This window comes from Streptomyces sp. NPDC111744, assembly GCF_055634995.1.
On record NZ_JBVKCG010000030.1, the window covers coordinates 54,268 to 78,464 of the forward strand.

A 24,197-nucleotide genomic window follows, 5' to 3' on the forward strand; every position below is an offset into this window, starting at 1 on the left:
GGGCGCACGCCTCCGGCGCATAGTACCTTCCCCACAACAGCCGTGGCTCTGGGGGGAGTTGCGCTTATGCACGGCACGACAAGCGGGTTCCACTACGGTGGGGTCACTCCGGTGGCGGCCTATCTGATGGCCTGTCTGGGCGCAGCCCTGGGGCTGCGCTGCATCGCCCGGCGGCACCGGCCGCTACGGCACCCCGGGCCGCCCCGAGAACCCGTACGGCGCCCCCTCGAACCCCTACGAGTGGTGACCGCCCCGAAGGACGCCAACCCCCTCGCGTCACCCGCCCGTTGATCGTTGCTACGGTGCCCGCGTGTCTGACTCCTCACGCGAAACCGCAGAAGGCGCCGGCTGGGGCGATGCCGAGCGCGGCGCCTATCGCCAGCTGATGCCCGGCCATGTCGAGAAGCTGTTCTGGTTCAACCCCAGGACCATGTGGGCCGCCCGCAACGGGGTGCTGGCGTCCTGGTTCGGCGACCCGACCGGCCGTACCCGCAGCCGCTGGGTGGCCCAGCGGGCGGCCGCCGGAGCAGCGGCCGACAAGGTGATCCGGCGTGCTGAGGCCGAACGGTTCTCGTTCATGGTCATCGGTGACACCGGTGAGGGCGACGACTCCCAGTACGCCGTTGTGCCCGGCTTTCTGAAGATGAGTCAGGACACCGACTTCGCGGTGATCGCGAGCGACGTGATCTATCCGGTCGGCGCCACCGACGACTACGGCACCAAGTTCTTCCGCCCCTACCAGGACTATCCGGCGCCGATATACGCGATACCCGGCAACCACGACTGGTACGAGGACCTCGGTGGGTTCATGCGGGTCTTCTGCGAGGACGCCCCGCCGCTGCCGCCCGATCCGAAACCCCGTCCCCTCTCCCGCGCCTGGTGGCGCACCCTGCTGTGGCACCGGCCGAGCCCGGCGGACGAGCAACTCCTGGCCGAGGCACGGAAGTTGCGGTCGGCGAAGGAGCAGACCGCCGTACAGCCCGGCCCCTACTGGGCCATCGACGCCGGCCCGGTGCGGATCGTCGGCATCGACACCGGTCTGCTCGGCACCGTCGACGCCGAACAGGGCGCCTGGCTGCGGGAGGTGTCGCGGGGGCCGCGCCCGAAGATCCTGGTGACCGGCTCGCCGCTGTACGTGGACGGCGCGCACCATCCATGCCCGATCGACGGCGGTGGCACCGTCGACGACATCGTCCGCGACCCGGCCCACCACTACGTGGCGGCGATCGGCGGCGACATCCACAACTACCAGCGCTACCCGGTCGAAGTGGCCGGCCGCACCATCCAGTACGTGGTCGCGGGCGGCGGCGGTGCCTTCATGCACGCCACCCACACCATCCCCCGGATCTCCGTCGCGAACGTCACCGAGGACGACTTCCGCTGCTACCCGCTGCGCGGCGACTCCCTGGCCTTCTACAGCCGGCTGTACGGCCGCCGGCTGCGCATGCCCCGCTTCTTCACGCTCACCGCGGCGGAGGCGACGGCCGTGATCGCCGAACGCCTCGGCATCGAGCCCGGACGCGCTCCCGGCCCGAACACCCGGGTCACCCGCCGCATCCGGCTGGTCGCGAGCCTGCTCGGCGCCGGCGGCCGCCCGGACCGCACCTCCCGCTTCCGGCTGCCGGTGAAGAAGATCTACACCCAGCTGTTCTCCCCCGGCTCGGCCACCTACAGCCCGCCCTTCTTCAAGTGCTTCCTGCGCCTCGACGTGAGCCCGGAGGCGGTACGGCTGCGCTGTTTCGCCGCGACCGGGAACCGTGTGCAGGAGCTGGATCCACCGGTCGAGGACGAGATCACCATCCCGCTCGTCTGATCACACTCCCGCAATGTTCGGGTGCCACAATCGGGGCAGAACTGACGTACGACCGCTGGAGGACCCGTGCCGTCCACCCCCCGCCCGCTGCGCAGACTGGGCTTCCTCACCATCGGCCTGTTCGACGGGGCGGATCCGGGCAAGGGGCACGAGTCCACGCTGGAGATCATCGAGCTGGGCGAGCGGCTGGGCTTCGACAGCGCATGGGTGCGCCACCGGCATCTCCAGTACGGCATATCGTCCCCGGTGGCCGTCCTCGCGGCGGCCTCGCAGCGCACCAGCCGTATCGAACTGGGCACCGCGGTGATCCCGCTGGGCTGGGAGAACCCGCTACGGCTCGCCGAGGACCTGGCGACCGTCGACATCCTGTCCGGCGGCCGTCTCAACCCCGGCGTGAGCGTGGGGCCGCCCATGCACTACGAGCAGGTCAAGGAGGCCCTCTACCCGGACACGGCCGACACGGAGGACTTCAGCTACGAGCGGGTGCGGCGGCTGCTGGACTTCGTGCGGGGCAAGCCGGCCACCGACTTCAGAGGGGTCGAGGGCTTCGAAGTCTTCTCTGACGTCGTCCAGCCACACTCCCCCGGACTCGGGCGGCGGCTGTGGTACGGCGGCGGCAGTCTCGGTTCCGCGCGCTGGGCGGGCGAGCACGGCATGAACTTCCTGACCAGCAGTGTCGTAAAGCCCGAGGGGCCGGACGGCCCCCATGACTTCGCGGAGATCCAGCTGTCGCACATCCGTGAGTTCCGCGCCCATCACCCGGACGGTGACGCGGCCCGGGTCTCGCAGGGGCTGGTCGTCATCCCCACCGACTCCGCCACGCCCGAGCAGCGCGCCAAGTACGAGGCGTACGCGGCCGAGCGGCTACCCCGCACCGCGGCCCCGCAGGGCCCTGCACGGCTGCTGTTCGCGCCGGACCTGGTGGGCACCTCGGCGCAGATCGCCGAACAGCTGCACGCGCACGCCGCGTTCCGGGAGGTCGACGAGGTGGCGTTCGCGCTGCCGTTCACGTTCGAGCACGAGGACTACGTGCAGATCCTCACCGACATGGCGACCCGTCTGGGCCCGGCACTGGGCCGGCAGCCGGGCCTCTGAGTCACCAGCGGCCGGCCTCCGTGCCGGTCACCGGCTCCGACGGCCTGCCGTCCACGCCGACCGGCACGTCGCCGTGCAGCATCACCCGGTGCATGACCCGGGGGAAGCCGAGGTGGGCGTTGTCGCTGGGCGCGAGGTGGATGGTGGCCCGGTTGTCCCAGAAGGCGACGCTGCCGGGCTCCCAGCGGAAGCGGACCGTGTACTCGGGGCGTACCGCCTGTTCGAGCAGCATCTCCAGGAGTGCGGCGCTCTCCGGGCGGGAGACGTCGGTGATCTGTTCGACGTAGTAGCCGTTGACGTACAGCACCCGCTCGCCGGTCTCCGGGTGGACGCGCACCAGCGGGTGCACCGAGGCGACCTGATGGTCGAGGAGATGGCGCAGATAGGAGTCGTCGCCGGGCCGGGGCTGGTAGCCGACGCCCAGGCGGTGCTCGGCGCGCAGTCCGTCGACGAAGGCGCGCACGGGTGCGGAGAGCCCGGCGTAGGCGGCGGCCAGGTTGGCCCAGGTGGTGTCTCCGCCGTACGGCGGGACGGTCTCGGCCCGCAGGATGGTCGCGGCGGGCGGGTCGATCCGGGCTCCGTGGTCGCAGTGCCAGCCGCGCAGCAGGGTGTGCCGGCGCCGCTGGAGCCACTCCTCGTGCTCCATCCCGAACCGTCCGCCCAGCTCCAGCCGGTCGGCGGTGGTCTCCACCTCCGGGAAGCCGGCGGGCGAGGCGCTGCCCCGCCGCCCCAGTACCACCGGCTCACCGAACCGCCGGGCGAAGGCCACATGCCCCGTGTGGTCCAGCCGCTGCTCCCGGAAGAAAACGACCTTCCAGCGCAGCACCGCCGCCCGGATCAGCGCGACGACGGCGTCGTCGAGGTCCGCGCCGAGGTCGACGCCGGTGATCTCGGCCCCGATGTGCCCGGCGACGGGTTTCACCTCGGCCCCCGCGACGCGCTCCGCCTGCTCCGCCGTGCCCCTGTCCGTCGTCATGCGTGCTCCGATGCTCGCCGGTACCGCTCTCTTCGAAGATCGTGACAGCCCGGCGCGCTCGGCAAAAGACGTGAACAGACGCGTCGGCCCCGTTTGATCGCCACTCCCCCCGTCCGTGAGGGTGGAGGGAGGACAACGTCGAGGGAAGGTCTCATCGTGATCAGCATTCCGACGTATTCACTCAACGACGGTTCTGCGATCCCCGCCATCGGCCTGGGCACCTGGCCGATGGACGACACGCAGGCCGAGCAGGCCGTTCGCCATGCGCTCCAGACGGGCTACCGGCTCGTGGACACGGCGGTGAACTACCGCAACGAGACCGGTGTCGGCCGGGGTGTCGCGAGCAGCGGCGTCCCCCGTGAGGAGGTGGTGGTGACGACGAAGCTGCCGGGCCGGCACCACGGTCACGAGGAGACCCTCGCCTCCTTCGAGGAGTCCCGGCAGCGGCTGGGCGTGGAGTACGTGGACCTGTATCTGATCCACTGGCCCAACCCCCGGGTCGGCAAGTACGCCGACTCGTGGAAGGCGATGATCAAGCTGCGCGAGGAGGGTCTCGTCCGCTCGATCGGCGTCTCCAACTTCACCGAGGAGCACCTCACCCGGCTGGAGAAGGAGACCGGGGTGCTGCCGTCGGTGAACCAGGTGGAGCTGCATCCGCTGTTCCCGCAGGAGGAGCTGCGCGCCTTCCACGCCGAGAAGGGCATCGTCACCGAGAGCTGGAGCCCGCTCGGCCGGGGCAGCCTGCTGCTCGAGGACCCGGCCGTCGTCGGCGTGGCGGAGGCGCTCGGGGTGACGCCCGCCCAGGTGATCCTGCGCTGGCACGTCCAGCTCGGTGCCGTGGCCATCCCGAAGTCGGCGGATGCCGAGCGGCAGCGGGCGAACCTGGACGTCTTCGGGTTCCGGCTGAGTGAGGCCCAGATGGCCGCCATCTCGGATCGGCCCCACGAACGGCTCGGCGGTGACCCCGACAGCCACGAGGAGTTCTGAGCGGCTGGTCCTCCCTGCGTTCCTGGGGACGTGCCTGGGGGCGTTCGTGGGGAGTCTCGCGCTCCGCCCCGGTCGCGGTGAGGCTCCCGAGGATGTCCAGCAGCTCGGCGTCGTGGCTGCCGGGCTCGGCGTGGCAGACGACCAGGGTGAGTCCGTCGGTGCCGTCCACGTACCAGGAACACGGGGGCTTGGCCACGCCGCACGCGGACCGCCACAGGCCGGACGGCGAGAAGGGGACACCGGACCCGAGCGGTGGCCCCCCGGACTTTCCGAGAGGCACGACACATGACCGCACACCTCGCCGGAACCCTGACCCCGGCCGAAGGCCTGACCCTGACCCGCGTCGGCTACGGCGCCATGCAGCTGGCAGGCCCGAACGTCTTCGGCCCGCCGAAGGACCGCGCCCGTGCCGTCGCGGTGCTGCGCGCCACCTCGGCGCAGCAGGTCGCGCTGGCCTGGCTGCTCCAGCGCTCCCCGAACATCGCGCTGATCCCGGGCACCTCCTCGCCGGAGCACCTGCGGGAGAGCATCGCGGCCGCCTCCCTGGTGCTGCCCGAGGACGCGATCACCGGACTGGACGGGATCGGGCAGCAGACCGCGGGCTGATCGGGGGCGACGGAGCCGGGTACTCGGGGCGCACCTCCGACGAAGGGAGCCGTGGTGGGTAGCGACGAGCGGCTGCGTACGTACCGTGACAAGCGTGACTTCGGGCGGACCCGGGAGCCGGCGGGGCAGTCGGGTCCGGGCGGCGAGCGGCCCCGGTTCGTGGTGCAGATCCATGACGCGCGCCGGATGCACTTCGACTTCCGGTTGCAGGTCGACGGGGTCCTGAAGTCCTGGTCGATCCCCAAGGGCCCGTCGGCCGACCCCGGGGACAAGCGGCTGGCCGTGCCCACCGAGGACCATCCGCTGGAGTACGAGGACTTCGAGGGCGTCATCCCGAAGGGCGAGTACGGCGGCGGCACGGTGATCGTCTGGGACCACGGCTGGTACGAGCCGCTCAGTCACGACCGCAAGGGCCGGCCGGTCGGCTTCGAGGAGTCGCTGGAGCAGGGGCACGCCACGTTCCGGCTGCACGGCTCCAAGCTGCACGGCGAGTACGCCCTGACCCGCTTCCGGGGCAGCGACGGCGAGGACGCCTGGCTGCTGGTGAAGAAGGGGGCCGCACGGTCGGGCGGGCACGGCACGCCCGATCCCCGCCGGGCCCGCTCGGTGGCCTCCGGCCGGACCCTCGCCCAGGTCGCGGCGGACGCGGGCGAAGGGTGACGGGCGGTGCCAGACCTGTCGGACGACGACCGGCTCCCTCCGGCCCCGCCGGGTGTGGAACTGGCCGCCCACCCCATGCTCGCCACCCTCAGTGACCGCCGTGAGTTCGGCGACGGGTGGGTCTTCGAACGGAAGCTGGACGGGGTCCGGATGCTGGTGGTGCGGGAGGGCGGCCGGACCCGGCTGTTGTCCCGCACGGGTCAGCGGCTCGACGACACCTTCCCGGAGGTCGGAGCGGCGCTCACCGCGCAGGAGTCGGGCGACTTCACCGTGGACGGGGAGATCGTGGCCTTCTCCCGCGGCCGCACCGACTTCTCCCGGCTGCAGCAGCGGCTGGGGCTGACCCGGCCGCGGGACATCGAGGCGACCGGGGTCTCGGTGACGTACTACGTCTTCGACCTGCTCCGCCTGGAGGGCCGCGACACCCGTCGACTGCCGTTGCGGGCGCGGAAGTCGCTGCTGCGGCGGGCGCTCGCCTACCGCTCGCCGCTGCGTTTCACACCCCACCGCAACGCGGGTGGTGCCGAGTTGCTCGCCGACGCGTGCGCCCGCGGCTGGGAGGGACTGATCGCCAAGCGGGCCGACGGGCCATATGTGCCGCGGCGGTCCACCGACTGGCTGAAGCTGAAGTGCTCGCAGGAGCAGGAGTTCGTCATCGGCGGGTTCACCGAGCCGGCGGGCAGCCGTGTGGGGCTGGGCGCGCTGCTGCTCGGCTACTACGAGCAGGGGCGGCTGCGGTACGCCGGCAAGGTGGGCACCGGGTTCGACCGGCGGACCCTGCTGGCGCTGCGTGAGCGGCTCGACGAACTGGCTGTGCGGGGCTCGCCGTTCGACGGGCCGGTGCGGGCGGACCGGGTGCACTGGACAAAGCCGGAGCTCGTCGCCCAGATCGCGTTCACCGAGTGGACGAGAGACGGGATGCTGCGGCATCCGCGGTTCCTCGGGCTGCGGACGGACAAGGATCCCCGGGAGGTGGTCCGGGAGCGGGCGGGCGGATGACCGCGGGCGTTGCCCCGGTCCACCGGGATTTGCGGCGTTCCCGCCCCGGCCGGCCCGCTGGGGGCCTATGTTCACGGAGGTACTCGATCTTCGGCTCAGGAGGCCCTCCGTATGCGCACCGCGCTCCGTACCGCGCTGGCCGGGGCGGTCGCCGCCGGCACTCTGCTGACCTGCGGCACCGCCTACGCCACCCCCGCCGGGCCCGGTGTGACCGGCCGGCTGATCAGCCAGACCACCGTCGGCGGCACGGACTACGTCCTGCGGGAGATCACCGTCCCGCCCGGCCAGAGCACCGGCTGGCACTTCCACGACGGCCCGGTCTACGGATACGTCCAGAAGGGCACGCTGAGCCACTTCCACTCGGACTGCGAGGGGGACGGCGTCTACCGGCAGGGCGGCACGGTGTACGAGCCGGGCGGTCCTGGCGATGTGCATCTGGGTGCCAACCTGGGCGACACCGACCTGGTCCTGGACGTGCTGTACATCCTCCCGCACGGCTCGCCGTACTCCGAGTCGGTGCCCAACCCGGGCTGCGACTTCGAGTAGACCGGCCGCGCCGTCAGGCGTCGACGACCTGCAACGGCCCTTCGGGCAATGGCTGTTCGGCCCAGATGGTCTTGCCGCTGCCGGTCTGGCGGCTGCCCCAGCGCTGGGTGAGCTGGGCGACCAGGAGCAGGCCGCGGCCGCCCTCGTCGTAGGCGTGCGCGCGACGCAGGTGCGGTGAGGTCGAACTGCAGTCGGAGACCTCGCAGATGAGCGCCCGGTCGCGAATCAGGCGCAGCTGGATGGGCGGTTCGCCGTAGCGGATGGCGTTGGTGACGAGTTCGCTGACGACGAGTTCGGTGACGAAGGCGGCCTCGTCCAGGCCCCAGGCGGCGAGGCGTTCGGTGGCCGCCTGCCGGAAGCGCGCGACCTCGGCGGGGTCGGGCGGGACGTCCCAGGTGGCCACCCGGTCGGCGCCGAGGGCACGGGTGCGGACCAGCAGGAGGGCGACGTCGTCGGAGGCCTGTTCCGGCAGGACGGCCTTGAGCACGTTGTCGCTGAGGGCCTCCAGCGAGTCGGCGGGCGAACTCAGCGCCCGGCACATCTCCTCGGTGGCGCGGTCCACGTCCCGGTCCCGGTCCTCGATCAGGCCGTCCGTATAGAGGGCGACGACGGCGCCCTCGGGCAGGTCGAGCTCCGCCGCCTCGAAGGGCAGCCCGCCGACACCGAGCGGCGGCCCCGCGGTCATCGGGACCAGCTCGGCCTCGCCGCCGGGCAGCACCACAGCGGGCGCCGGATGGCCCGCGGCGGCGAGGGCGAGGCGGCGCGAGACCGGGTCGTAGACGGCGTACAGGCAGGTGGCGCCCAGTTCGGCGACCTCCCCGCCGTTGCCGTCCGCGGCCAGGTGGGTGACCAGGTCGTCGAGGTGGGTCAGGAGTTCGTCGGGGGGCAGATCGACGTCCGCGAGGGTGCGCACGGCCGTACGCAGCCGGCCCATGGTGGCGGAGGAGTGGATGCCGTGGCCGACGACGTCGCCGACGACCAGGCCGACCCGGCTGCCGGAGAGCGGGATCACGTCGAACCAGTCGCCGCCGATGCCGGCCAGTGATCCGCAGGGCAGGTAGCGGTGCGCCACCTCGACGGCGGCCTGGCCGGGCAGACCGCTGGGCAGCAGGCTGTGCTGGAGGGCGAGGGCGGTGGAGCGCTCGCGGGCGAAGCGGCGGGCGTTGTCGATGCAGACGGCGGCGCGGCTGCCGAGTTCCTCGGCGAACACGGTGTCGTCGATGGCGTAGTCGTCGGGGTGGCGCATGCGCACGCCCACGGCGACGCCTAGCAGGACGCCCCGGGCCCGCAGGGGTACGGCGATCATCGAGTGGACGCCGCGACGGTATCTGCGGCCCTCGGGCGCACGGGCGTTGCGCTCCGCGACCCAGCGGCGGAACTCCGGCTCGCCGACCTGGCTGACCACCGCGTGCCCCTCCCGCAGTGCCCGGGCCGGCGGCGACGACGCCAGGTACACCTCCGTCCCACCCAGCCGTACGGCCGCCTCGGGGGTGCCCTCGTTCGCCGAGCCGTGGGCGACGCGCCGCAGCACGATGTCCCCCTCCGGGACGGTGGGCAGTTCCTCGGCGCCGAGGACCCAGTCGAGCAGGTCGACGCTGGCGAAGTCGGCGTAGCGCGGGACGATGAGTTCGACGACCTCCTCGGCGGTGCGCACCACGTCCAGGGTGGTGCCGATGGAGGTGGCCGCCTCGTTGAGCAGGGCGAGCCGAAGCCGGGCCAGGTACTGCTCGGTGCTGTCGAAGGCGGCGAGGGCGACGGCGGTCAGCTCGCCGCCGGGGTCGTGCAGGGGCCACATCTCGATGCTCCACGCGTGCTCCCGGTCCAGGGCCGGGGCGCCGGTGAAGCTCTCGTAACGGGCGGGCCGACCGGTCTCGACGACCTGGCGCAGATGGCTCAGGAAGCCCTGGCTCTGCGGGGTGTCCTCGACGGTGTCCAGAAAGAAGCGGCCGCGCATCGCCTCCTCGGGGACGCCCATGACCTGGCAGACCTCGTCGTTGACGCGGAGATAGCGCTGGTGGACGTCGAAGACCGACATGGACATGGAAGCCTGCTGGAAGGCCTGTTCGGCCAGGGTGGGCTCGGCCTGCCGGGGCGGGTCGGCGGTGAGGACGTATCCGGTGGTCTCTCCGTCGGGGCCGAGGACCGGACAGGCGGTCAGGGCGATCTCCGTCGGGTGTCCGTCGGCGTGGCGCAGGACGACGGTCCCGGAGCGGGCGGCGAGCGCCGCCGCGGGGACCGCCTCGGCGAGCAGGTCGGCGGCGGGGCGCCCCACGACCTGCTCCGCCGGGCGTCCGGTGAGTACCCGCGCGCCTTCGCTCCACCCCGTCACCCTGCCCAGGGCGTCAATGATCGCCGCGGCCGCGACACGCTCCATACGCCCCAGGATGGGACCTGTGTCCCACGGCATCAAGCGCGGGGACGGGCTGTCTCAGTCCTGCCGACCGCGCAGTGCGGCGAGCGCCCGGTCGGCGTGCGTGTTCATGCGCAGTTCGCTGCGGACGACCTCCAGGACGGTGCGGTCCTGGGCGATGACGAAGGTGGCACGCTTGGTGGGGGCGAGCGCGAATCCGCGCTTGACGCCGAACCGCTCGCGGATCGTGCCCTCACTGTCGGAGAGCAGCGGCATGCCGAGCGTGTGCTTCCCGGAGAACTCCTGCTGCCGTTCGACGGTGTCCCCGCTGATCCCGACCGGCCGGGCGCCGGCGGCGGCGAACTCGGCTGCCAGGTCCCGGAAGTGGCAGGCCTCGGTGGTGCAGCCGGGCGACAGGGCGGCCGGGTAGAAGAAGAGGACGACCGGCCCGTCGGCCAGCAGCTCCGTGAGCGTCCGCGTCGTACCGGTCTCGTCCGGCAGCGCGAAGTCCTCGACCTTGCTCCCGACCTCGACGGTTCCCGCCATCTATCGGCCCTCCTCGTTGTGTGCGACACCGCGCGCCCACAGCACCAGGGGGACCTGGAGCGGCAGGCGGACGAGGGCCGCGGTCCTGAGCGGCTCGGGCCGCTTCTGCCAGTCGACAGCCATCTGCACATTGGCCGGGAACACGCCGACGAAGTAGGCGGCGGCCGCCCGGGCCGCCGCCCTGCGGGTGCGCGGCAGGGCGATCCCCGCCGCCAGCGCCAGTTCCACCGCCCCACTCCCGTACGTCCACGCCCGCGGCGAGCCCGGCAGTGCCCCGGGAATCGTGGCGTCGAACGACTTCGGCGCCGCGAAGTGGGCCACTCCGGCGGCGGCCAGCAGCCCCGCCAGCAACAGGGGTGAACGTTCGGACCGGGACACGGCGCCTCCTCTGACGGCCTGCCGCAGGACACTACCGGGCGGTACCGGCGCGCTCGCCGTCAGGGTCTGTGCTGGGTCGTCCGCAAGGCCGGCGGCTCACACGGTCCGGCCCGAGGGCACCGTCTCGCCGGACTCCGGGCCGGGCTCGTCCTCGACCGCGTACGTCAGAAAGTCGTCGACCATGCGGTGAAAAAGCGTGGCCAGCTGCCGCAGCTCCGCCGGCTTCCACTCGCCAAGGGCCAGCTGCATCCCGCGCGCCCCGGCGTCCCGGACCCGGTCGACGGCCTCCCGTCCGGCGTCGGTGAGCTCGATCCGCTGGGCGCGGCGGTCGTCGGGATCGGGGACCCGGGTGACATAGCCCGACCTCTGGAGCTGCTGCACCGTCCGCGTCACATGGGACGCCTCGACTCCGAGCCGCTGCGCGAGCTCCCCCGGGCGCAGCGGCTCGGAGTCGGCGACCTGGCGCAGCAGGGCCACCGCGGCGCGGTCCAGCGGGACACCGGCGAGGGCCATCAGCCGCTCGTGCTGCCGGGCCCGGGTGCTCAGATAGGTGATGCGCGTCAGCGCACGCTCGATCTCGATGACCTCCGGCGTGGCGGTGGGGACGGCTGGCAGGGGTTCTGTGGGCATACCAGCCAGTTTACCATATCGTTGCGTAACTCAAGTAAGCTACCGCGTGGGTTTACGCACCCTACTGCACAGCGCGTATCACGAGCGGGACGAGTGTCTATCCGGTCGGCTCCGGCGCGCTGTTGCACTCGCACAACTGCGACGAGCACGCGACCGTCCTCAAGGGTGAGGCGGAGGTCTGGGTGGACGGCGAGGTGACCCGGCCGGAGCGGTTCGACACACCTACGTCCCGCGTCCCCCGTCCCCCACCTGTTCCGCAACGCCGGCGACACCTCGCTGCGGCTCCTGCGGGTGTGCTCGTCGGGATATGTCACCCGGACCTTCACGGAGACGGGAAAGACGGTCGAGCACCTCTCCGCCGAGGACCAAACGGGCTGAGCCCCGTCCCCGGGGACGTCCCAGGCGTCCCGGGGCACGCGGGGACGACATGGTCGCCCTCGGCCATGGCAATCCTCCGAACTGTGATCACGCTTCGTGGTCACAAGCACGACAGCACGGAGGTTTCCATGTCCCGTCGGATCCTGAAGAGCGGCCTGCTGGCCACTGTGGCGGTGTTCGCGTTCCTGCCCACGGCCGGGGCCGCCACCGCGAGCGCCGCCACTCCGAACCCCGCACCGCACGGAATCGTGCAGTACTACAACTACACCACCCTGCCCGCCCCGGCGGCCCACCGTCATTACTACCGCACCCTGGGCCGGGTGACCACGCACCACCACGTCTGGCTCAACGTCCGCTCCGGCCCGAGCACCCGCTACCGCGTCGTCGGCCACCGTCACAACAACCGGCTCGTCCCGGTGGCCTGCAAGGCGTACGGCGGCTCGGTGCGCGGCAACCACACCTGGTACCGGCTCCCGCACCGCAAGGGGTTCGTCTCCAGCCGCTACGTCCGGGTCGGCCACGCCGTTCCGTGGTGCTGACGGGCCCCTTCCGCCGTACTCCCTGACCGTCGAAGACCTGTTCGGGAACCCCGCGTTCCCGAACAGGTCTTCGGCATGCACCCCCCGATTCGCCCTCTTCACACCTGTTCGCCGATTACGCCCCCGGTATCCATGGGAAGCCATCCCGACAACAGGGGCGAAACGCCCATAGCGTAATGAAGTTGGGGCACGCGACATGCGGCACTCCGAAGGAGCGACCACCACCCCACCCGACGAGTCCCCGGCGGCAAGCCTCCGCGAGCTGAAGGAGCGTACGGGGCTGAGCCTGGCGGCGCTGGCCGCCCGCACCCCGTACAGCAAGTCCGCCTGGCACCGCTATCTCACCGGCGCCAAACGGCCGCCGCGCCCGGCCGTGGAGGCCCTGGCCCGGCTCGCGGGCGCCGACCCGGCGGCCGTGCTGGCGCTGTGCGTAGCCGCCGAAGAGCGACCGGCCGCGGCTCCGGCCCCGGAGAAACCGCGGCCGAGGCGGTGGGGGCGGCTGCCGCTGACCGCACTCGCGCTGCTCGCCGTGGCCGGGGTGACGGCTGCCGCCGTGACCGTGTCCGACCGGCGCACCGCCCAGGGGGCGCAGCCGGTGTCGGGGGCGCCGCGCTGTCACGGGCGGTCCTGTCAGGGCGAGTTGCCGGACGCCTCGGCGTGCGCCCGGGACGCACAGACCAAGAGCAGGGTCACCGGAACCGCGTACGACGTCCGGCTGCGCTACTCCCCCACCTGCGGCACGGCCTGGTCCGAGGTGCGGATGCACGCCCCGCACGCCCGGGAGGTCTCGGTCCGGGCCGGGCAGGACATGCTCTCCGCGAGCTATCCCGCCGCGGACTCCGTCGGCTACACCAGCCCGATGCTCACGGTGCCGACACCCCGGGGGGTGGAGGCGTGTGCGGAGGTCGAGGGCAAGCTGGCGTGCACCGGACTGGAGGCCGAGCCCGGCCTGGAGGAGTGAAGAAGTGGCGCCGCGCCCGTGGAAGGAGCGCGGCGCCGGACCGGTCACGGACACCGGTCAGTGGGCGGCGACCAGTTGCTCCTGGTCGTTGCTGCGCTGCGGCTGCCCGGCCGAGCGCAGGGCGGCGATGCCGATGAACACCATCGAGGAGACACCGGCCAGCGCGAAGGCGGTGAAGCCCCAGTCGCCGTTGCCCGCCGCGAGCAGCTGCCCGCCGAGCCAGGGGCCGAAGACGGCACCGAAGCGGCCCATGCCCGAGGTCCAGCCGACGGCCGTGGCCCGGTTGCCCGGGGTGGAGCGGATGGAGACGGTCGCGTAGATCATCGTCTGGGCGCTGTTGAGGAAGACGCCGGTGAGGAAGACGACCACCATGGTCACGCCGGTGGCCATGTGGATGCTGAGCAGGTAGACGCCGACGGCGGTCAGGGCGAACCAGATGGCCGAGATGCGCGGGGCGCCGAACCTGTCCGCGGCACGGCCTGCGACCAGCATGCCCACGATGCCGCCGAGGTTGAAGACGACGACGAAGGTCAGGGCGCTGCCGAGCTCGTAGCCCTCGCCGCGCATCAGGGTGGGCAGCCAGGTCGCGACGCCGTAGACCAGCAGCAGACCGCCGAAGGAGGCCAGCCAGTACAGCAGGGTCTGGACCCACTCGCCGCCGCGGAACAGGTTGAGCAGTGCGTCCCACCGGTCGGCGGCGGTCTTCTTGCCGGCCGCTGCGGGCAGCTCGACCTCGTAGCGGTCGGCCAGTTCGCGGGCCTCCTGGCCGCGGCCCTTGGCGACCAGGAAACTCAGCGACTCCGGCAGGAACTTCAGCAGCACGGGCACGAAGAGCAGGGGGAGCACGCAGACCCAGAAGGCTGCGCGCCAGCCGACCGGTTCGACCAGCCACTTGGCGACGTAGGCGGAGAGGATGCCGCCCGCGTGGTGGGCGGTCATCAGCATGCCGATGGTGATCGCCACCCGGCCGCCCCTGGCGTAGTCCGAGACCATGCTGATCGCGGTCGGCAGCAGCCCGCCGAGGCCGACGCCCGCCAGGGTGCGGCCGAGGCCGAAGACGGCGACGCTGCCCGAGACCGCGCAGATGCCGGAGGCGAGCGAGAACAGCGTGACGCAGCCGATCATCAGCTGCTTGCGGCCGATACGGTCCGCGACCGTGCCCGCGGTCAGGGCACCCACCAGCATGCCGAAGGTGGCGTAGGAGCCGAGGTCGCCGGCCTGGCCGGCGGTGAGGCCGAAGGTCTTGGTCTCCAGCAGGTGGGGCAGCACCGAGCCGTAGATGAACATGTCGAGGCCGTCGAAGAGCACGGCCAGCCAGCACAGACCGACGACCAACAGCGCCAGTTTGGTGCCGCGAGCGGACAGGGCGGGGGAGGAGGACATCTTTGTTTTCCTCTCGTCCAGGAGGCGTTCCCTGGAGGGGAAGCGGTGAGGGGGTCGACGCGGCTCGTGCGGCTGACCCGTGGTGCGTAGACGCTAAGGACCGGAACCCAAACGTGTCAACGATTTCGTCAACAATCTCAGCAACAATCCAGACGCCGGCCGCGCCACCCGGTGGACGGGTAAACCCCCAGGTGGCAAAGGGGGTGTGCGACGCACAGCAGCGCGTCGCACACCCCCTGATGGCCGAAGACGGTCAGTCGACCGGCGGTGTCCCATGGGTGTGGAAGGACTCGATCGTCCTCAGACCCCACGCCTGGCCCTTGGCCCGTTCGGCCTCGGTCCAGGTGATCAGCGGCCAGTCGGGCGCCAGCACCAGCCTGGTGAGCGGGTTGCAGAGCTCGATACGGTTGCCGCCCGGCTCGTAGACGTACAGGAAGAACGTCTGCTGGATGGCGTGCTTGTGCGGGCCGGTCTCGATGAACACGCCGGTGTCGATGGCGAGATCGGCCGCGCGCAGGACGTCCTCGCGGGTGTCGGTGGCGAAGGCGATGTGGTGCAGCCGCCCGGTCGAGCCCGTCCAGTCCGAGGTGTACACGACGTCGTACGACTTGTTGGTGAAGGTCAGCCAGCGGGCCGCGATCTTCCCCGTGTCGAGCCGGATCTGCTCGGTCGGCCGGGCGCCCAGCACCTGTTCCTGGAACTCGGCGTTGGCCAGCACGTCGGCGGCCAGGAAGTTGACGTGGTCCAGGCGGCGCACGCCGACCCCCCGGTTGGGCTTGGCCTGCGGCTGGTTCTTCAGCGCCGGTTTCATCGCGTCGGGACACAGGTAGTGCTCGCTCTCCCAGTAGAGGGCGTGCTCGTGGCCGTCCGGGTCGGTGGTGACAAAGAGCTTGCCGAGACCGGGCTCGTCCTCGACCCAGTGGCCGGTGCCGCCCGCCTCCTCGACCGCCTTGATACGACGGTTCAGTGCCTCCTCGCTGGACGTGCGCAGGGCGAGCCGGCCGAGGCCGGGCCGGTCGCGGGCGGTGAGGACCAGACTGTGGTGCTCGTAGTCGTCGAAGGTGCGCAGATAGACGGTGTCGCCGTCCTGGCCGTTGACGGTCAGTCCGAGGTAGTCGGTGAAGAAGGCGACGCTGGCGTCCAGGTCCGGGGTGAACAGCTGGGCGTGGCCGATATGGGCGATGTCACCGAGGGGCGGAGCCATCGTTGCCTCCTTGGGGTTGTGCGGGGATGGCGGCGGCGCGGGGGAAGACCGTGCCGTCGAAGATCTTGCGGGCGGTGCGGACGACCGCGGTGCGGCGGGCGGCCGGCGGGGAGCCGTCGGACCCGGGGTCGACGCTGGTGTCGACCTCCAGGAATCCGGTGGGGTGTTCGATGCGGATACGGTCACCGTGTTCCGGGAGCCGGGCGATCCCCTCCCCCACGCTGCCGGGCAGCCGCAGGCCCGCGGCCACGCTCGCGGCGCCGAGGACGCCGATCGAGGTGTGGCAGCGGACCGGGATGAAGGTCCGGGTGGTGACCGCGCCGCCGTCGCGGGGCGGAGCGAGCAGGCTGAGCTTGGGCACGGTGGCGGTCTCGACGTCGCCGAGGCCCATCAGCTTCCCCGCGGCCAGCCGGATCTCGTGCAGCCGGTCGGCGAGGGCGCGGTCCTCCTCCAGGTCCTTCGGCGTCTCGTACCCGGTGACCGTGAGGTCGCGCGCGGCGATGAGCACGGTCGGCATACCGTTGTCGACACAGGTCACCGTCGTACCGGCGACGGTGTCGCGGACGTTCCCGGTGGGCAGCAGCGGGCTCTGGCCGGCCGGGAACTCGATCACCACCGGGGCGGCCGTGCCGGGCACGCCGGAGATCTCGGCGTCCCCGGTGTGGTCGACGCGCCCACCGGGCGTCGGGAAGGTGGCGATGGCCGACTCCCCCGTGTTCAGCATGCGGATCCGTACGGAGGTCTCACCGTCGCCGGGAGCCACGAGCCCCCGCTCCACGGCGAACGGACCGACTCCGGCGAGGATGTTGCCGCAGTTCTGACGGTCGCTCACTTCCGGCCGGTCGACGGCGACTTGGAGGAAGAGATAGTCGACGTCCGCCTCCGGGTCGTCCGACGGCCCGACCACGGCCACCTTGCTGGTGAGGGGGTGCGCCCCGCCCAGGCCGTCGATCTGCCGCGGGTCGGGGCTGCCCATCACCCGCAGCAGCAGGTCGTCGCGGGCGGCGGGTTCGGCGGGCAGGTCCTCGGCCAGGAAGTAGGCGCCCTTGGAGGTGCCGCCGCGCATCAGCATGCAGCGCACCTCCGCGGGCCCGGTCACGGGGCGGACTCCTCGTACTCCTCGTACGTCTTGTACTCGACACCGAGCCGCTTCAGGGTGTCCCGCAGTCCATAGCGGTCCAGGCCGAGCTGTCCCTCGACGAACGCGGCGCGGGTCGCGGCCTCCTTGGCCTCCCGGGCCTCGGAGTTCTCGGCCGTCTCACGGACGCGCTCCCGGGGGACGACCACGACACCGTCGTCGTCGGCGAGGATCACGTCACCCGGGTTGATCACCTGGCCGTCGATGGCGATCGGTACGTTGACCGAGCCACCGGTGGCCTTGACCGTGCCCTGCGAGGAGACGGCCCGGGACCAGGCGGCGAAGCCCATGTCCCGCAGCTCCTGGGTGTCGCGGACACCCGTGTTCAGGACGACCCCGCGTACCCCGCGCTGCTTCAGCGCGGTCGCGAACAGCTCGCCGAACAGACCGTCCGTGCAGGGCGAGGTGGTGGTGACGACCAGGATGTCGCCCTCGCCGCACTGCTCGACGGCCGCGTGGATCATGAGGTTGTCGCCGGGCCAGCTGAGCACGGTGACGGCCGTGCCCGCGACCCGCACGCCCTGCTGGACGGGCCGGATCCCCGGGCCGAGCAGGCCGGTCCGCCCCATCGCCTCGCTGACGGTGGCCACCCCGAAACCGGCAAGCTCGTCGACGTCCTTCAGCTCCGCCTTCGGTGGATTGGTGACGATCACGCCCCTCATGCCAGCTCCTTCGCGATCTGCGGGAACGGCCGCATGAACGCCTCGGCCATGGTGTTGTGCGCCAGGCCCAGGTTGGGTCCGGCGTTCCGCTTGAGCTGGACGCCCCGGCGGACGGCGAGGTCGGTGTAGTAGGCCCACAGGTGCTGCTGGGCGCCGAGGCACTCCATCGCCTTGCGCTTGGTGTCCCAGACCTCGGTGATGTCGAGGAGGACCTCGGGCCTGAAGCCGCTCATCTCGGGCTGGTGGGGCTCGAAGTAGAAGACCGGCGGGGCGCCGATGATGTCGCCCTCGCCCGGGTAGCCGATGGCCTGGGCGAGGATACGGGCCTCCAGGGCCATCCGGTTGGCGGCCGGGTGGTCGCCGTTGTAGGGGTCCTCGACGGGGTGGGTGAGCACGACGTCGGGCTGGGTCTCGCGGTGGACGGCGACCAGCTGGTCGGTCAGCTCGGCGGAGGCGACCAGCGGGTAGTCGCCGGCGTCGAAGAAGCGGACCTCGGCGCCGAGAGTGGCGGCGGCCTTCTCCGCCTCCTCCCGGCGTATCGCCTTGATCTCTTCGAGGTTCTTGCCCTCGCGCCACGCCTTGGCGGACTCCCCGCGCTCGCCGAAGGTCAGACACGCGATGGTGACCTTCTCGCCCCGGGACGCGGCCAGGGCGATGGCTCCACCCGCCCGCCACACGAAGTCCCCGGCGTGCGCGGTGACGACCAGGGTGGATCGCGGTGGGATGGCAGGCGCGTTGGCGTGCGTCATTGCAGAAATCTCCTTGGTGGACAGGTGTGCGCCCACCCAGCCCCGGGCGTCTCAGTCGCTCAGTGCGTCGATCACGCTCGTGAGGTGGGCGCGGACGGCCGCCTCGGCCGCCTGCGGGTCCCTGGCCCTGATCGCCTCGATCATCGCCAGATGCTCGTTCAGGGATTGCTGCGGACGCCCCGGGCGCAGCGCCAACTGGAATCGGTGCCGCACCAGTTGGGCATTGAGCCGCTCCAGCAGTTCCACGGCGGTCTGCTGGCCGGAGATCTCCCGGATCTTGTCGTGCAGTCCGTGGTTGAGCTCGGAGTAGGTGACCGGTTCGCCGTCCGCGACGGCCTTGGTCATGGCCGCCCCGAGGTCGGCGAGCTCGGTGAGGTGCTCGTCGCTGGCCACGACGGCCGCCTTCGCCGCGCACAGTCCCTCCAGGACCATGCGGCACTCCGTGATCGCGACCGCTTCCTCCACGGTCACCACCCGCACCCGCGAACCGCGGTTACGGATCCGCTCGACCAGTCCCTGCGCCTCCAGATCGATCAGCGCCGCACGGATGCTGGCCCGCGTCACACCGAACTCCTCGGCGAGTTCGTTCTCCACCAGCCGCTGGGCCGGGGCCATCTCGCCGTGCAGGATCGCCTGCCGCAACAGCGCGAGCGCATGCTGCTTGGCCTGCTCTCCGGTGCTCGGACGGGCTTCTTTCGGCATCGTTTGCCCTCCCTGAGTGAGTGCCTGTCGAACGTAAATCTAGCCAAACAAGATTGTCAACAATTTTGTCTGCCATATTGCCGGGTCGGTCCGGCCTCCACCGCGCTCAGCCGGTGCGGTACAGCTCGCTGAGCAGTTCGACAACGGCCTGGTGGGCGGGGTGCGGATCGTCCCGCCACCAGGCCAGCCGGACGGCGACCGGTTCGGCGTCCCGCACCGGCCGGTAGACGATGCCGGGCCGCGGATACTGGTTGGCGGTCGACTCCGCGGTCACGCCGATGCCGCGCCCGGCGGCGATCTCGGTGAGCCAGTCGTCGACCGAGTGCGTCTCCTCGACGGCCGGGCGGAACTCCGCGGGCCACAGCTCGGCAGTGGTGGTGCCGGTGCGCCGGTCGGTCAGGACGGTCCGGCCGGCGAGATCGACGAGCCGTACGGACCGGCGCCGGGCCAGCGGATCGTCGGCGGCCAGCGCGCACAGCCGCCGTTCAAGACCCACGATCGCCGTGTCGAACCGCCGGTCCTCGAGGGGCCGCCGCACCACAGCAAGATCACAGGCTCCCTCACCGAGCCCGGCGGAGGCCGTGTTCACCCGGACGAGATGCAGATCGGTCCCGGGGTGGGCGGCCGTCCATCTCCGCTGGAAGGCCACGGTGTGCCGCCCCACCGCCGACCAGGCGTAGCCGATCCGCAGCCGGGTGTGCCCCGAGCCGGCCTCCCGCACCAGGTCGGCGACGTCCGCCAGGACCCGGCGGGCCCGCTCCACCACCCGCAACCCGGTCGCCGTGGGCGTCACCTCACGCGAGGTGCGCCGCAACAGCCGTAAGCCCAGGGCCCGTTCGAGCCCCGCCAGGGTGCGGGACACCGCGGCCTGGGACACCCCCAGGGCGATCGCCGCGTCGGTGAAGGTCCCCTCGTCGACGATGGCGACCAGACAGCGCAGCTGCCGCAGCTCGACGTCATCCATACGGCAATCGTATAGATCCAGGAGCGCATGCATTTTGCGCAAGGCTCGGCCGGGCGGACTCTGCTGTCATGCGACGAGTCCTGGAACGCCCGGCACCCTCGACCGCGGTCCCGACCTCCGATGCGGGGCGGCCGGCCGCCGTGGCGACCATGTTCGGCAGCGGCCTGTCCAACCAGACCGGCGCGGCGATCGGCGCCCTGGCCTTCCCGGTCCTCGGCCCGCTGGGTGTGGTGGCGGTACGGCAGTACGTGGCCGCACTCGTCCTCGTGGCCGTCGGCCGCCCCCGGCTGCGCGCCTTCACGTGGCGGCAGTGGTGGCCGGTGCTGCTGCTGGCGGCGGTCTTCGGCACGATGAACCTGACCCTGTACACCGCGATCGACCGCGTCGGCCTGGGCCTGGCGGTCACCCTGGAGTTCCTGGGCCCGCTCACCATCGCCCTGGCCGCGTCCCGCCGTCGACTGGACGCGGGGTGCGCGGTGCTGGCGGCGGCGGGTGTGGTGGTGCTGATGCGCCCGCAACCGTCGACGGACTACCTGGGGATGGGGCTGGGCCTGGTGGCCGCGGGCTGCTGGGCGTCGTACATCCTTTTGAACCGGCTGGTCGGGCGCCGGATACCCGGGGCACAGGGGTCGGCGGCGGCCGCGAGCGTGTCCGCGCTGACGTTCCTGCCGATCGGCGTCGTGGTGGCGGTACGACACCCGCCGACGACCGGGGCCGTCCTGTGCGCGGTGACGGCAGGCGTCCTGTCGTCGGCGGTGCCTTACCTGGCCGACCTGCTGACGCTGCGCAAGGTCCCGGCCCGGACTTTCGGGCTGTTCATGAGCGTCAACCCGGTGCTGGCGGCGGTGGTCGGCTGGGTGGTGCTGGGGCAGAGCCTGGGGGTGCCGGAGTGGGCGGCGACAGGGGCGGTGGTCGCCGCGAACTCTGTAAGTGTCGCGACGTCAGACGCCCCGTAAGGAGCGCGGGGCCGTACCGCCACCCACTACCGCAACCACCCCTTCAGCTCACGGCCTCCCCCCACAACGCTCCGACCGCAATCGCCTGCCGCCACCCCCGAATCACCTTCGGCGCCATCCCCACCGCGAGCACCCCGCTCAACCGCTCCCCGGTCCGGTACGCGACGACGAACCGCCCCTCCTCCAACTCCCCCTCCACGACCTGCACTTCGTCGTGCCCCCGCAGATACCCGTACGCCTGGATCTTCAGGTCGTACTGGTCCGACCAGAAGTACGGCACCGGCGCGAACGGCTTGCGCGCCTCGGCGTTGAGGAGATTGCGGGCCACGGCCATCCCCTGCTCCGCCGCGTTCGTGCGGTGCTCGATGCGTATCGACGCATCGAACAGCGGGTTGTACCAGCGAGCGACGTCGCCGGCCGCGTACACGTCCTTCGCGGCTTCGCAGTACTGGTCGCAGATCACCCCGTCGCCCACGGTGAGCCCGCTCCCGGCCAGCCACTCCACGTTCGGCAGCGAGCCGACCGCGACCAGCACCTCGTCGGCCTCGATGGTCTCCCCGTCGGCGAGCCGCACCCCGTCCTCGGTGACCTCGGTGACGGAGACACCGGTCCGCAGGGCCACGCCCCGCTCGAGATGGGCCCGGGTGAGCACCCTTCCCACCTCTTCACCGACCGCGTGCGCGAGCGGTACCGGTGCCGGTTCAAGGAGGGTGACCTGCGCACCGAGCTTCCAGGCGACGGCGGCGGCCTCGGCGCCGAGGAACCCGGCGCCGACCACCACCAGGCGCTGCCCCGGGCCGATCCGCCCCCGAAGGGTCAGCGCGTCGTCGAGGGTGCGCAGCACATGCGCACCCTCCCCCGGCAGCCGGCGCGGCCGTACCCCCGTGGCCACGATCAGCCCGTCGTACGGCAGCAGGGAGCCGTCGGCCAGACGAACCGTACAGTCCGCAATGTCCAGCCCGGTCGCCGCCACCCCGAGCCGCAACTCCAGCTCCAGGGCGTCCAGTTCGGTCGGCGCCCGCAGTACCACCCGGTCCGGCGCCCACTCGGCCGACAGCACCTGCTTGGACAACGGCGGCCGGTCGTACGGTGTGTGGAGTTCGTCGCCGACCAGGGTGAGCGTGCCGTCGTAGCCCTCGCGGCGGAGGGTCTCGACGGCCGCGAGACCCGCGGCCGAGGCGCCGACGACCACGATCCGGTTCATCGCTCCACCAGTCGGATCGCGGCGGCGGGGCAGACCGCCACGGCTTCACGGACGTCGTCGAGGAGTTCCTCGGCGGGCTTCTCGTCCAGCACGAAGGCGATCCCGTCCTCGTCCCGCTGGTCGAACACCTCGGGGGCGGCGAGCACACACTGCCCGGATGCGACGCACTTCGGCTCGTCCAGTTCGACACGCATGGCGTTCTCCTTGCCTTTCGCTTTTCTTGCTTTTCGTGGGGGGTGGTGGGTTACCAGGCGACCGGGAGTTCGTGGACGCCGTACACGCCGCCGTTGTGCTTGAAGGGCAGGTCGGCGAGGTCGGCGGCGAGCCTGAGGGTGGGGATGCGCCGGTAGAGCGTGCCGTAGACCACCTGGAGCTCCATCCGGGCCAGCGGCTGGCCCAGACACTGGTGGACGCCGAAGCCGAAGGCGACATGGCGGCGGGCGTCGCGCCTCAGGTCGAGGCGGTCCGGGTCGGGGAAGGCCTCGGGGTCGCGGTTGGCGATGTCGCTGGCCATGATCACGCCTTCGCCGGCCTTGATCACCTGTCCGGCGACCTCTATGTCCGCCAGGACCGCACGGCGCCGGCCGCTGTGCACGATGCTCAGGTAGCGCAGCAGTTCCTCCACCGCGCCGGCGATCAGCTTCGGGTCGTCGGTGTCGCGCAGGACGGCGAGCTGCTCGGGGTGTTCGAGCAGGGCGAGGGTACCGAGCGTGATCATGTTGGCGGTGGTCTCGTGCCCCGCGAGCAGCAGCAGGACGCCCATCTGCGCCGCGCCCAGCCGGGTCAGCTCACCGGCCTCGACCCGGGCCACCAGGCCGGAGAAGAGGTCCTCGGCGGGGTTCTTCATCTTGTCGCCCATCAGCCGGTCGAGATACTCGACCAGCCTGCCGTGCGCCGCCGTCCGGTCCTCGACGGAGGTGTCCCGGCTGATGAGAAGCTTGCTGTTCTCCTGGAAGAAGTCGTGGTCCTCGTAGGGCACTCCGAGGAGGGCGCAGATGACCAGCGAGGGCACCGGGAGCGCGAAGACCTCGACCAGGTCGACGGGGTTGGGGCCGGCCAGCATCTCGTCGATCAGGTCGTCGACGATCTTCTGCACTGCGGGCCGCATGGCGTCGACCCGCTTGACCGCGAACGGCGCGGTGACCATACGGCGCAGCCGAGCGTGCTCGGGGTCGTCCATCATGATGAAGCTGATGTTGTTCTTGCCGTTGCTGGGTGCCTGGAGCGGGTATCCGGGACGGTCGGGCTCGGCACTGACCCGCGGGTCGAGCAGCACGGCACGCTGGTCGGCGTACCGGGTGATCAGCCAGTAGTCCTTGCCGTCCCAGAGCCTGACCCTGGCGAGGGGGCCCGCCTCCTGGGCGGCCTTCAGCGCCGGAGGCGGGTCGAAGGGGCAACGCATGGACCGGGGCATCGGGAAGTCGGGTGTCTCCGCGGGCGTGCCGGGAGCGGCGCCGGTCAGGGTGTCGGCCATCTCTGTCTCCTCGCGGTGGGGGACTCCGCTCGGTGCGGAGCGCCGGGACGATCGGTCAATTCGCTTGCTTGACTCAAGTAAGACACATGTGCTTGCCTAACTCAAGTAACTGGGGCGCCACTGAGCGGAGGCCGCCCCGAGGGTCTGCCCCGGCGGACAGGCCCTGGCGCCGAACCCGTGGGGACGGGTACCGGCGCAGCCCTCGGACCGGGACGCCGGCCCACTCCCCCCGGCCCGGCACCCGGCCCGAGGGCACCTCCCCGGCCGCACCACCACCGGGCGAGCCGAGACGCCGGT

At 71.7% G+C, this 24,197-nt stretch carries 25 protein-coding genes and 1 pseudogene; 11 read left to right on the forward strand and 15 right to left on the reverse strand.

The window, feature by feature from the left end; genetic code table 11:
• Positions 1–66: 66 nt before the first annotated feature.
• From ACZ7OO_RS38955 to ACZ7OO_RS38965, 3 genes and pseudogenes are all read left to right on the forward strand, one after another.
• Positions 67–171: pseudogene (locus ACZ7OO_RS38955) on the forward strand (MHYT domain-containing protein); the annotation flags it as partial.
• 139 nt (positions 172–310) lie between these two features.
• On the forward strand, positions 311–1,813 hold the full coding sequence (locus ACZ7OO_RS38960) for a metallophosphoesterase family protein (protein ID WP_471512204.1): 1,503 nt from the start codon (positions 311–313) through the stop codon (positions 1,811–1,813).
• Positions 1,814–1,879: 66 nt separating this feature from the next.
• Complete coding sequence (locus ACZ7OO_RS38965; RefSeq protein WP_471512205.1) at positions 1,880–2,908, forward strand: LLM class flavin-dependent oxidoreductase; 1,029 nt, start codon at positions 1,880–1,882, stop codon at positions 2,906–2,908.
• 1 nt (position 2,909) lies between these two features.
• Here ACZ7OO_RS38965 and ACZ7OO_RS38970 read toward each other — a convergent pair whose 3' ends face one another.
• Positions 2,910–3,884, reverse strand: a complete 975-nt coding sequence (locus tag ACZ7OO_RS38970; protein WP_471512206.1) for a TauD/TfdA dioxygenase family protein — start codon at positions 3,882–3,884, stop codon at positions 2,910–2,912.
• A 156-nt stretch (positions 3,885–4,040) separates the two neighbouring features.
• Here ACZ7OO_RS38970 and ACZ7OO_RS38975 point away from each other — a divergent pair, with 156 nt between their 5' ends.
• The 5 genes from ACZ7OO_RS38975 (at position 4,041) to ACZ7OO_RS38995 (ending at position 7,682) form a co-directional block, all read left to right on the forward strand.
• On the forward strand, positions 4,041–4,871 hold the full coding sequence (locus tag ACZ7OO_RS38975; RefSeq protein ID WP_471512207.1) for an aldo/keto reductase: 831 nt from the start codon (positions 4,041–4,043) through the stop codon (positions 4,869–4,871).
• A gap of 285 nt (positions 4,872–5,156) precedes the next feature.
• Positions 5,157–5,477 (forward strand): aldo/keto reductase, encoded by a 321-nt coding sequence (locus ACZ7OO_RS38980; RefSeq protein ID WP_471512208.1) that lies wholly within the window; start codon positions 5,157–5,159, stop codon positions 5,475–5,477.
• Positions 5,478–5,531: 54 nt separating this feature from the next.
• Entirely contained in the window at positions 5,532–6,137 is a 606-nt protein-coding gene (locus ACZ7OO_RS38985) for a DNA polymerase ligase N-terminal domain-containing protein (RefSeq protein WP_471512209.1), read from the forward strand.
• 75 nt (positions 6,138–6,212) lie between these two features.
• Positions 6,213–7,136 carry a non-homologous end-joining DNA ligase gene (gene ligD / locus ACZ7OO_RS38990; protein WP_471512244.1) on the forward strand — a complete coding sequence of 308 codons (924 nt, stop codon included), beginning with the start codon at positions 6,213–6,215 and terminating at the stop codon, positions 7,134–7,136.
• A 111-nt stretch (positions 7,137–7,247) separates the two neighbouring features.
• A complete protein-coding gene (locus tag ACZ7OO_RS38995; RefSeq protein ID WP_471512210.1) occupies positions 7,248–7,682 on the forward strand; it encodes a cupin domain-containing protein in 435 nt (144 codons plus the stop codon).
• Positions 7,683–7,695: 13 nt separating this feature from the next.
• Here the strand turns inward: ACZ7OO_RS38995 and ACZ7OO_RS39000 are convergent, their stop codons facing one another.
• The 4 genes from ACZ7OO_RS39000 to ACZ7OO_RS39015 form a co-directional block, all read right to left on the reverse strand.
• Positions 7,696–10,056 carry an ATP-binding SpoIIE family protein phosphatase gene (locus ACZ7OO_RS39000; RefSeq protein ID WP_471512211.1) on the reverse strand — a complete coding sequence of 787 codons (2,361 nt, stop codon included), beginning with the start codon at positions 10,054–10,056 and terminating at the stop codon, positions 7,696–7,698.
• A 54-nt stretch (positions 10,057–10,110) separates the two neighbouring features.
• Positions 10,111–10,578 (reverse strand): peroxiredoxin, encoded by a 468-nt coding sequence (locus ACZ7OO_RS39005; protein ID WP_471512212.1) that lies wholly within the window; start codon positions 10,576–10,578, stop codon positions 10,111–10,113.
• Positions 10,579–10,956 carry a DoxX family protein gene (locus tag ACZ7OO_RS39010; RefSeq protein WP_471512213.1) on the reverse strand — a complete coding sequence of 126 codons (378 nt, stop codon included), beginning with the start codon at positions 10,954–10,956 and terminating at the stop codon, positions 10,579–10,581.
• 96 nt (positions 10,957–11,052) lie between these two features.
• Positions 11,053–11,586 carry a MarR family winged helix-turn-helix transcriptional regulator gene (locus tag ACZ7OO_RS39015; protein ID WP_471512214.1) on the reverse strand — a complete coding sequence of 178 codons (534 nt, stop codon included), beginning with the start codon at positions 11,584–11,586 and terminating at the stop codon, positions 11,053–11,055.
• A gap of 506 nt (positions 11,587–12,092) precedes the next feature.
• Here ACZ7OO_RS39015 and ACZ7OO_RS39020 point away from each other — a divergent pair.
• Complete coding sequence (locus ACZ7OO_RS39020; protein WP_471512215.1) at positions 12,093–12,503, forward strand: SH3 domain-containing protein; 411 nt, start codon at positions 12,093–12,095, stop codon at positions 12,501–12,503.
• 196 nt (positions 12,504–12,699) lie between these two features.
• Positions 12,700–13,464 (forward strand): helix-turn-helix domain-containing protein, encoded by a 765-nt coding sequence (locus tag ACZ7OO_RS39025; RefSeq protein WP_471512216.1) that lies wholly within the window; start codon positions 12,700–12,702, stop codon positions 13,462–13,464.
• Between the two features lie 57 nt (positions 13,465–13,521).
• On the opposite strand, the gene ACZ7OO_RS39030 is transcribed toward ACZ7OO_RS39025, so the two are convergent.
• From ACZ7OO_RS39030 to ACZ7OO_RS39060, 7 genes are all read right to left on the reverse strand, one after another.
• Positions 13,522–14,847, reverse strand: coding sequence for an MFS transporter (locus ACZ7OO_RS39030; protein WP_471512217.1), 1,326 nt, complete (start codon positions 14,845–14,847; stop codon positions 13,522–13,524).
• Positions 14,848–15,100: 253 nt separating this feature from the next.
• Positions 15,101–16,051: a catechol 2,3-dioxygenase gene (locus ACZ7OO_RS39035; RefSeq protein ID WP_471512218.1), complete on the reverse strand. Its 951-nt coding sequence runs from the start codon at positions 16,049–16,051 to the stop codon at positions 15,101–15,103.
• Positions 16,032–17,150: a 4-oxalomesaconate tautomerase gene (locus ACZ7OO_RS39040; RefSeq protein WP_471512219.1), complete on the reverse strand. Its 1,119-nt coding sequence runs from the start codon at positions 17,148–17,150 to the stop codon at positions 16,032–16,034. The genes ACZ7OO_RS39035 and ACZ7OO_RS39040 overlap by 20 nt, the downstream gene beginning before the upstream one ends.
• Positions 17,147–17,851 carry a 4-carboxy-4-hydroxy-2-oxoadipate aldolase/oxaloacetate decarboxylase gene (locus ACZ7OO_RS39045; RefSeq protein WP_471512220.1) on the reverse strand — a complete coding sequence of 235 codons (705 nt, stop codon included), beginning with the start codon at positions 17,849–17,851 and terminating at the stop codon, positions 17,147–17,149. Before ACZ7OO_RS39045 ends, ACZ7OO_RS39040 begins: the two co-directional genes overlap by 4 nt.
• The gene (locus ACZ7OO_RS39050; protein ID WP_471512221.1) at positions 17,848–18,600 is read right to left on the reverse strand and encodes a PIG-L deacetylase family protein; all 753 of its coding nucleotides are present in this window, start codon (positions 18,598–18,600) and stop codon (positions 17,848–17,850) included. The genes ACZ7OO_RS39045 and ACZ7OO_RS39050 overlap by 4 nt, the downstream gene beginning before the upstream one ends.
• A 51-nt stretch (positions 18,601–18,651) precedes the next feature.
• Entirely contained in the window at positions 18,652–19,302 is a 651-nt protein-coding gene (locus ACZ7OO_RS39055; protein ID WP_471512222.1) for a GntR family transcriptional regulator, read from the reverse strand.
• 106 nt (positions 19,303–19,408) lie between these two features.
• Positions 19,409–20,266, reverse strand: coding sequence for a LysR family transcriptional regulator (locus tag ACZ7OO_RS39060; RefSeq protein WP_471512223.1), 858 nt, complete (start codon positions 20,264–20,266; stop codon positions 19,409–19,411).
• Positions 20,267–20,406: 140 nt separating this feature from the next.
• On the opposite strand from ACZ7OO_RS39060, the gene ACZ7OO_RS39065 reads away from it, so the two are divergent.
• Positions 20,407–21,222: an EamA family transporter gene (locus tag ACZ7OO_RS39065; protein WP_471512245.1), complete on the forward strand. Its 816-nt coding sequence runs from the start codon at positions 20,407–20,409 to the stop codon at positions 21,220–21,222.
• 43 nt (positions 21,223–21,265) lie between these two features.
• Here the strand turns inward: ACZ7OO_RS39065 and ACZ7OO_RS39070 are convergent, their stop codons facing one another.
• From ACZ7OO_RS39070 to ACZ7OO_RS39080, 3 genes are read right to left on the reverse strand one after another with little or no spacing between them, the layout of a single operon-like run.
• Positions 21,266–22,426 carry an NAD(P)/FAD-dependent oxidoreductase gene (locus ACZ7OO_RS39070; RefSeq protein ID WP_471512224.1) on the reverse strand — a complete coding sequence of 387 codons (1,161 nt, stop codon included), beginning with the start codon at positions 22,424–22,426 and terminating at the stop codon, positions 21,266–21,268.
• Positions 22,423–22,620, reverse strand: a complete 198-nt coding sequence (locus ACZ7OO_RS39075; protein WP_471512225.1) for a ferredoxin — start codon at positions 22,618–22,620, stop codon at positions 22,423–22,425. Before ACZ7OO_RS39075 ends, ACZ7OO_RS39070 begins: the two co-directional genes overlap by 4 nt.
• Positions 22,621–22,670: 50 nt before the next feature.
• Positions 22,671–23,900 carry a cytochrome P450 gene (locus ACZ7OO_RS39080; protein WP_471512226.1) on the reverse strand — a complete coding sequence of 410 codons (1,230 nt, stop codon included), beginning with the start codon at positions 23,898–23,900 and terminating at the stop codon, positions 22,671–22,673.
• Positions 23,901–24,197: the final 297 nt, after the last annotated feature.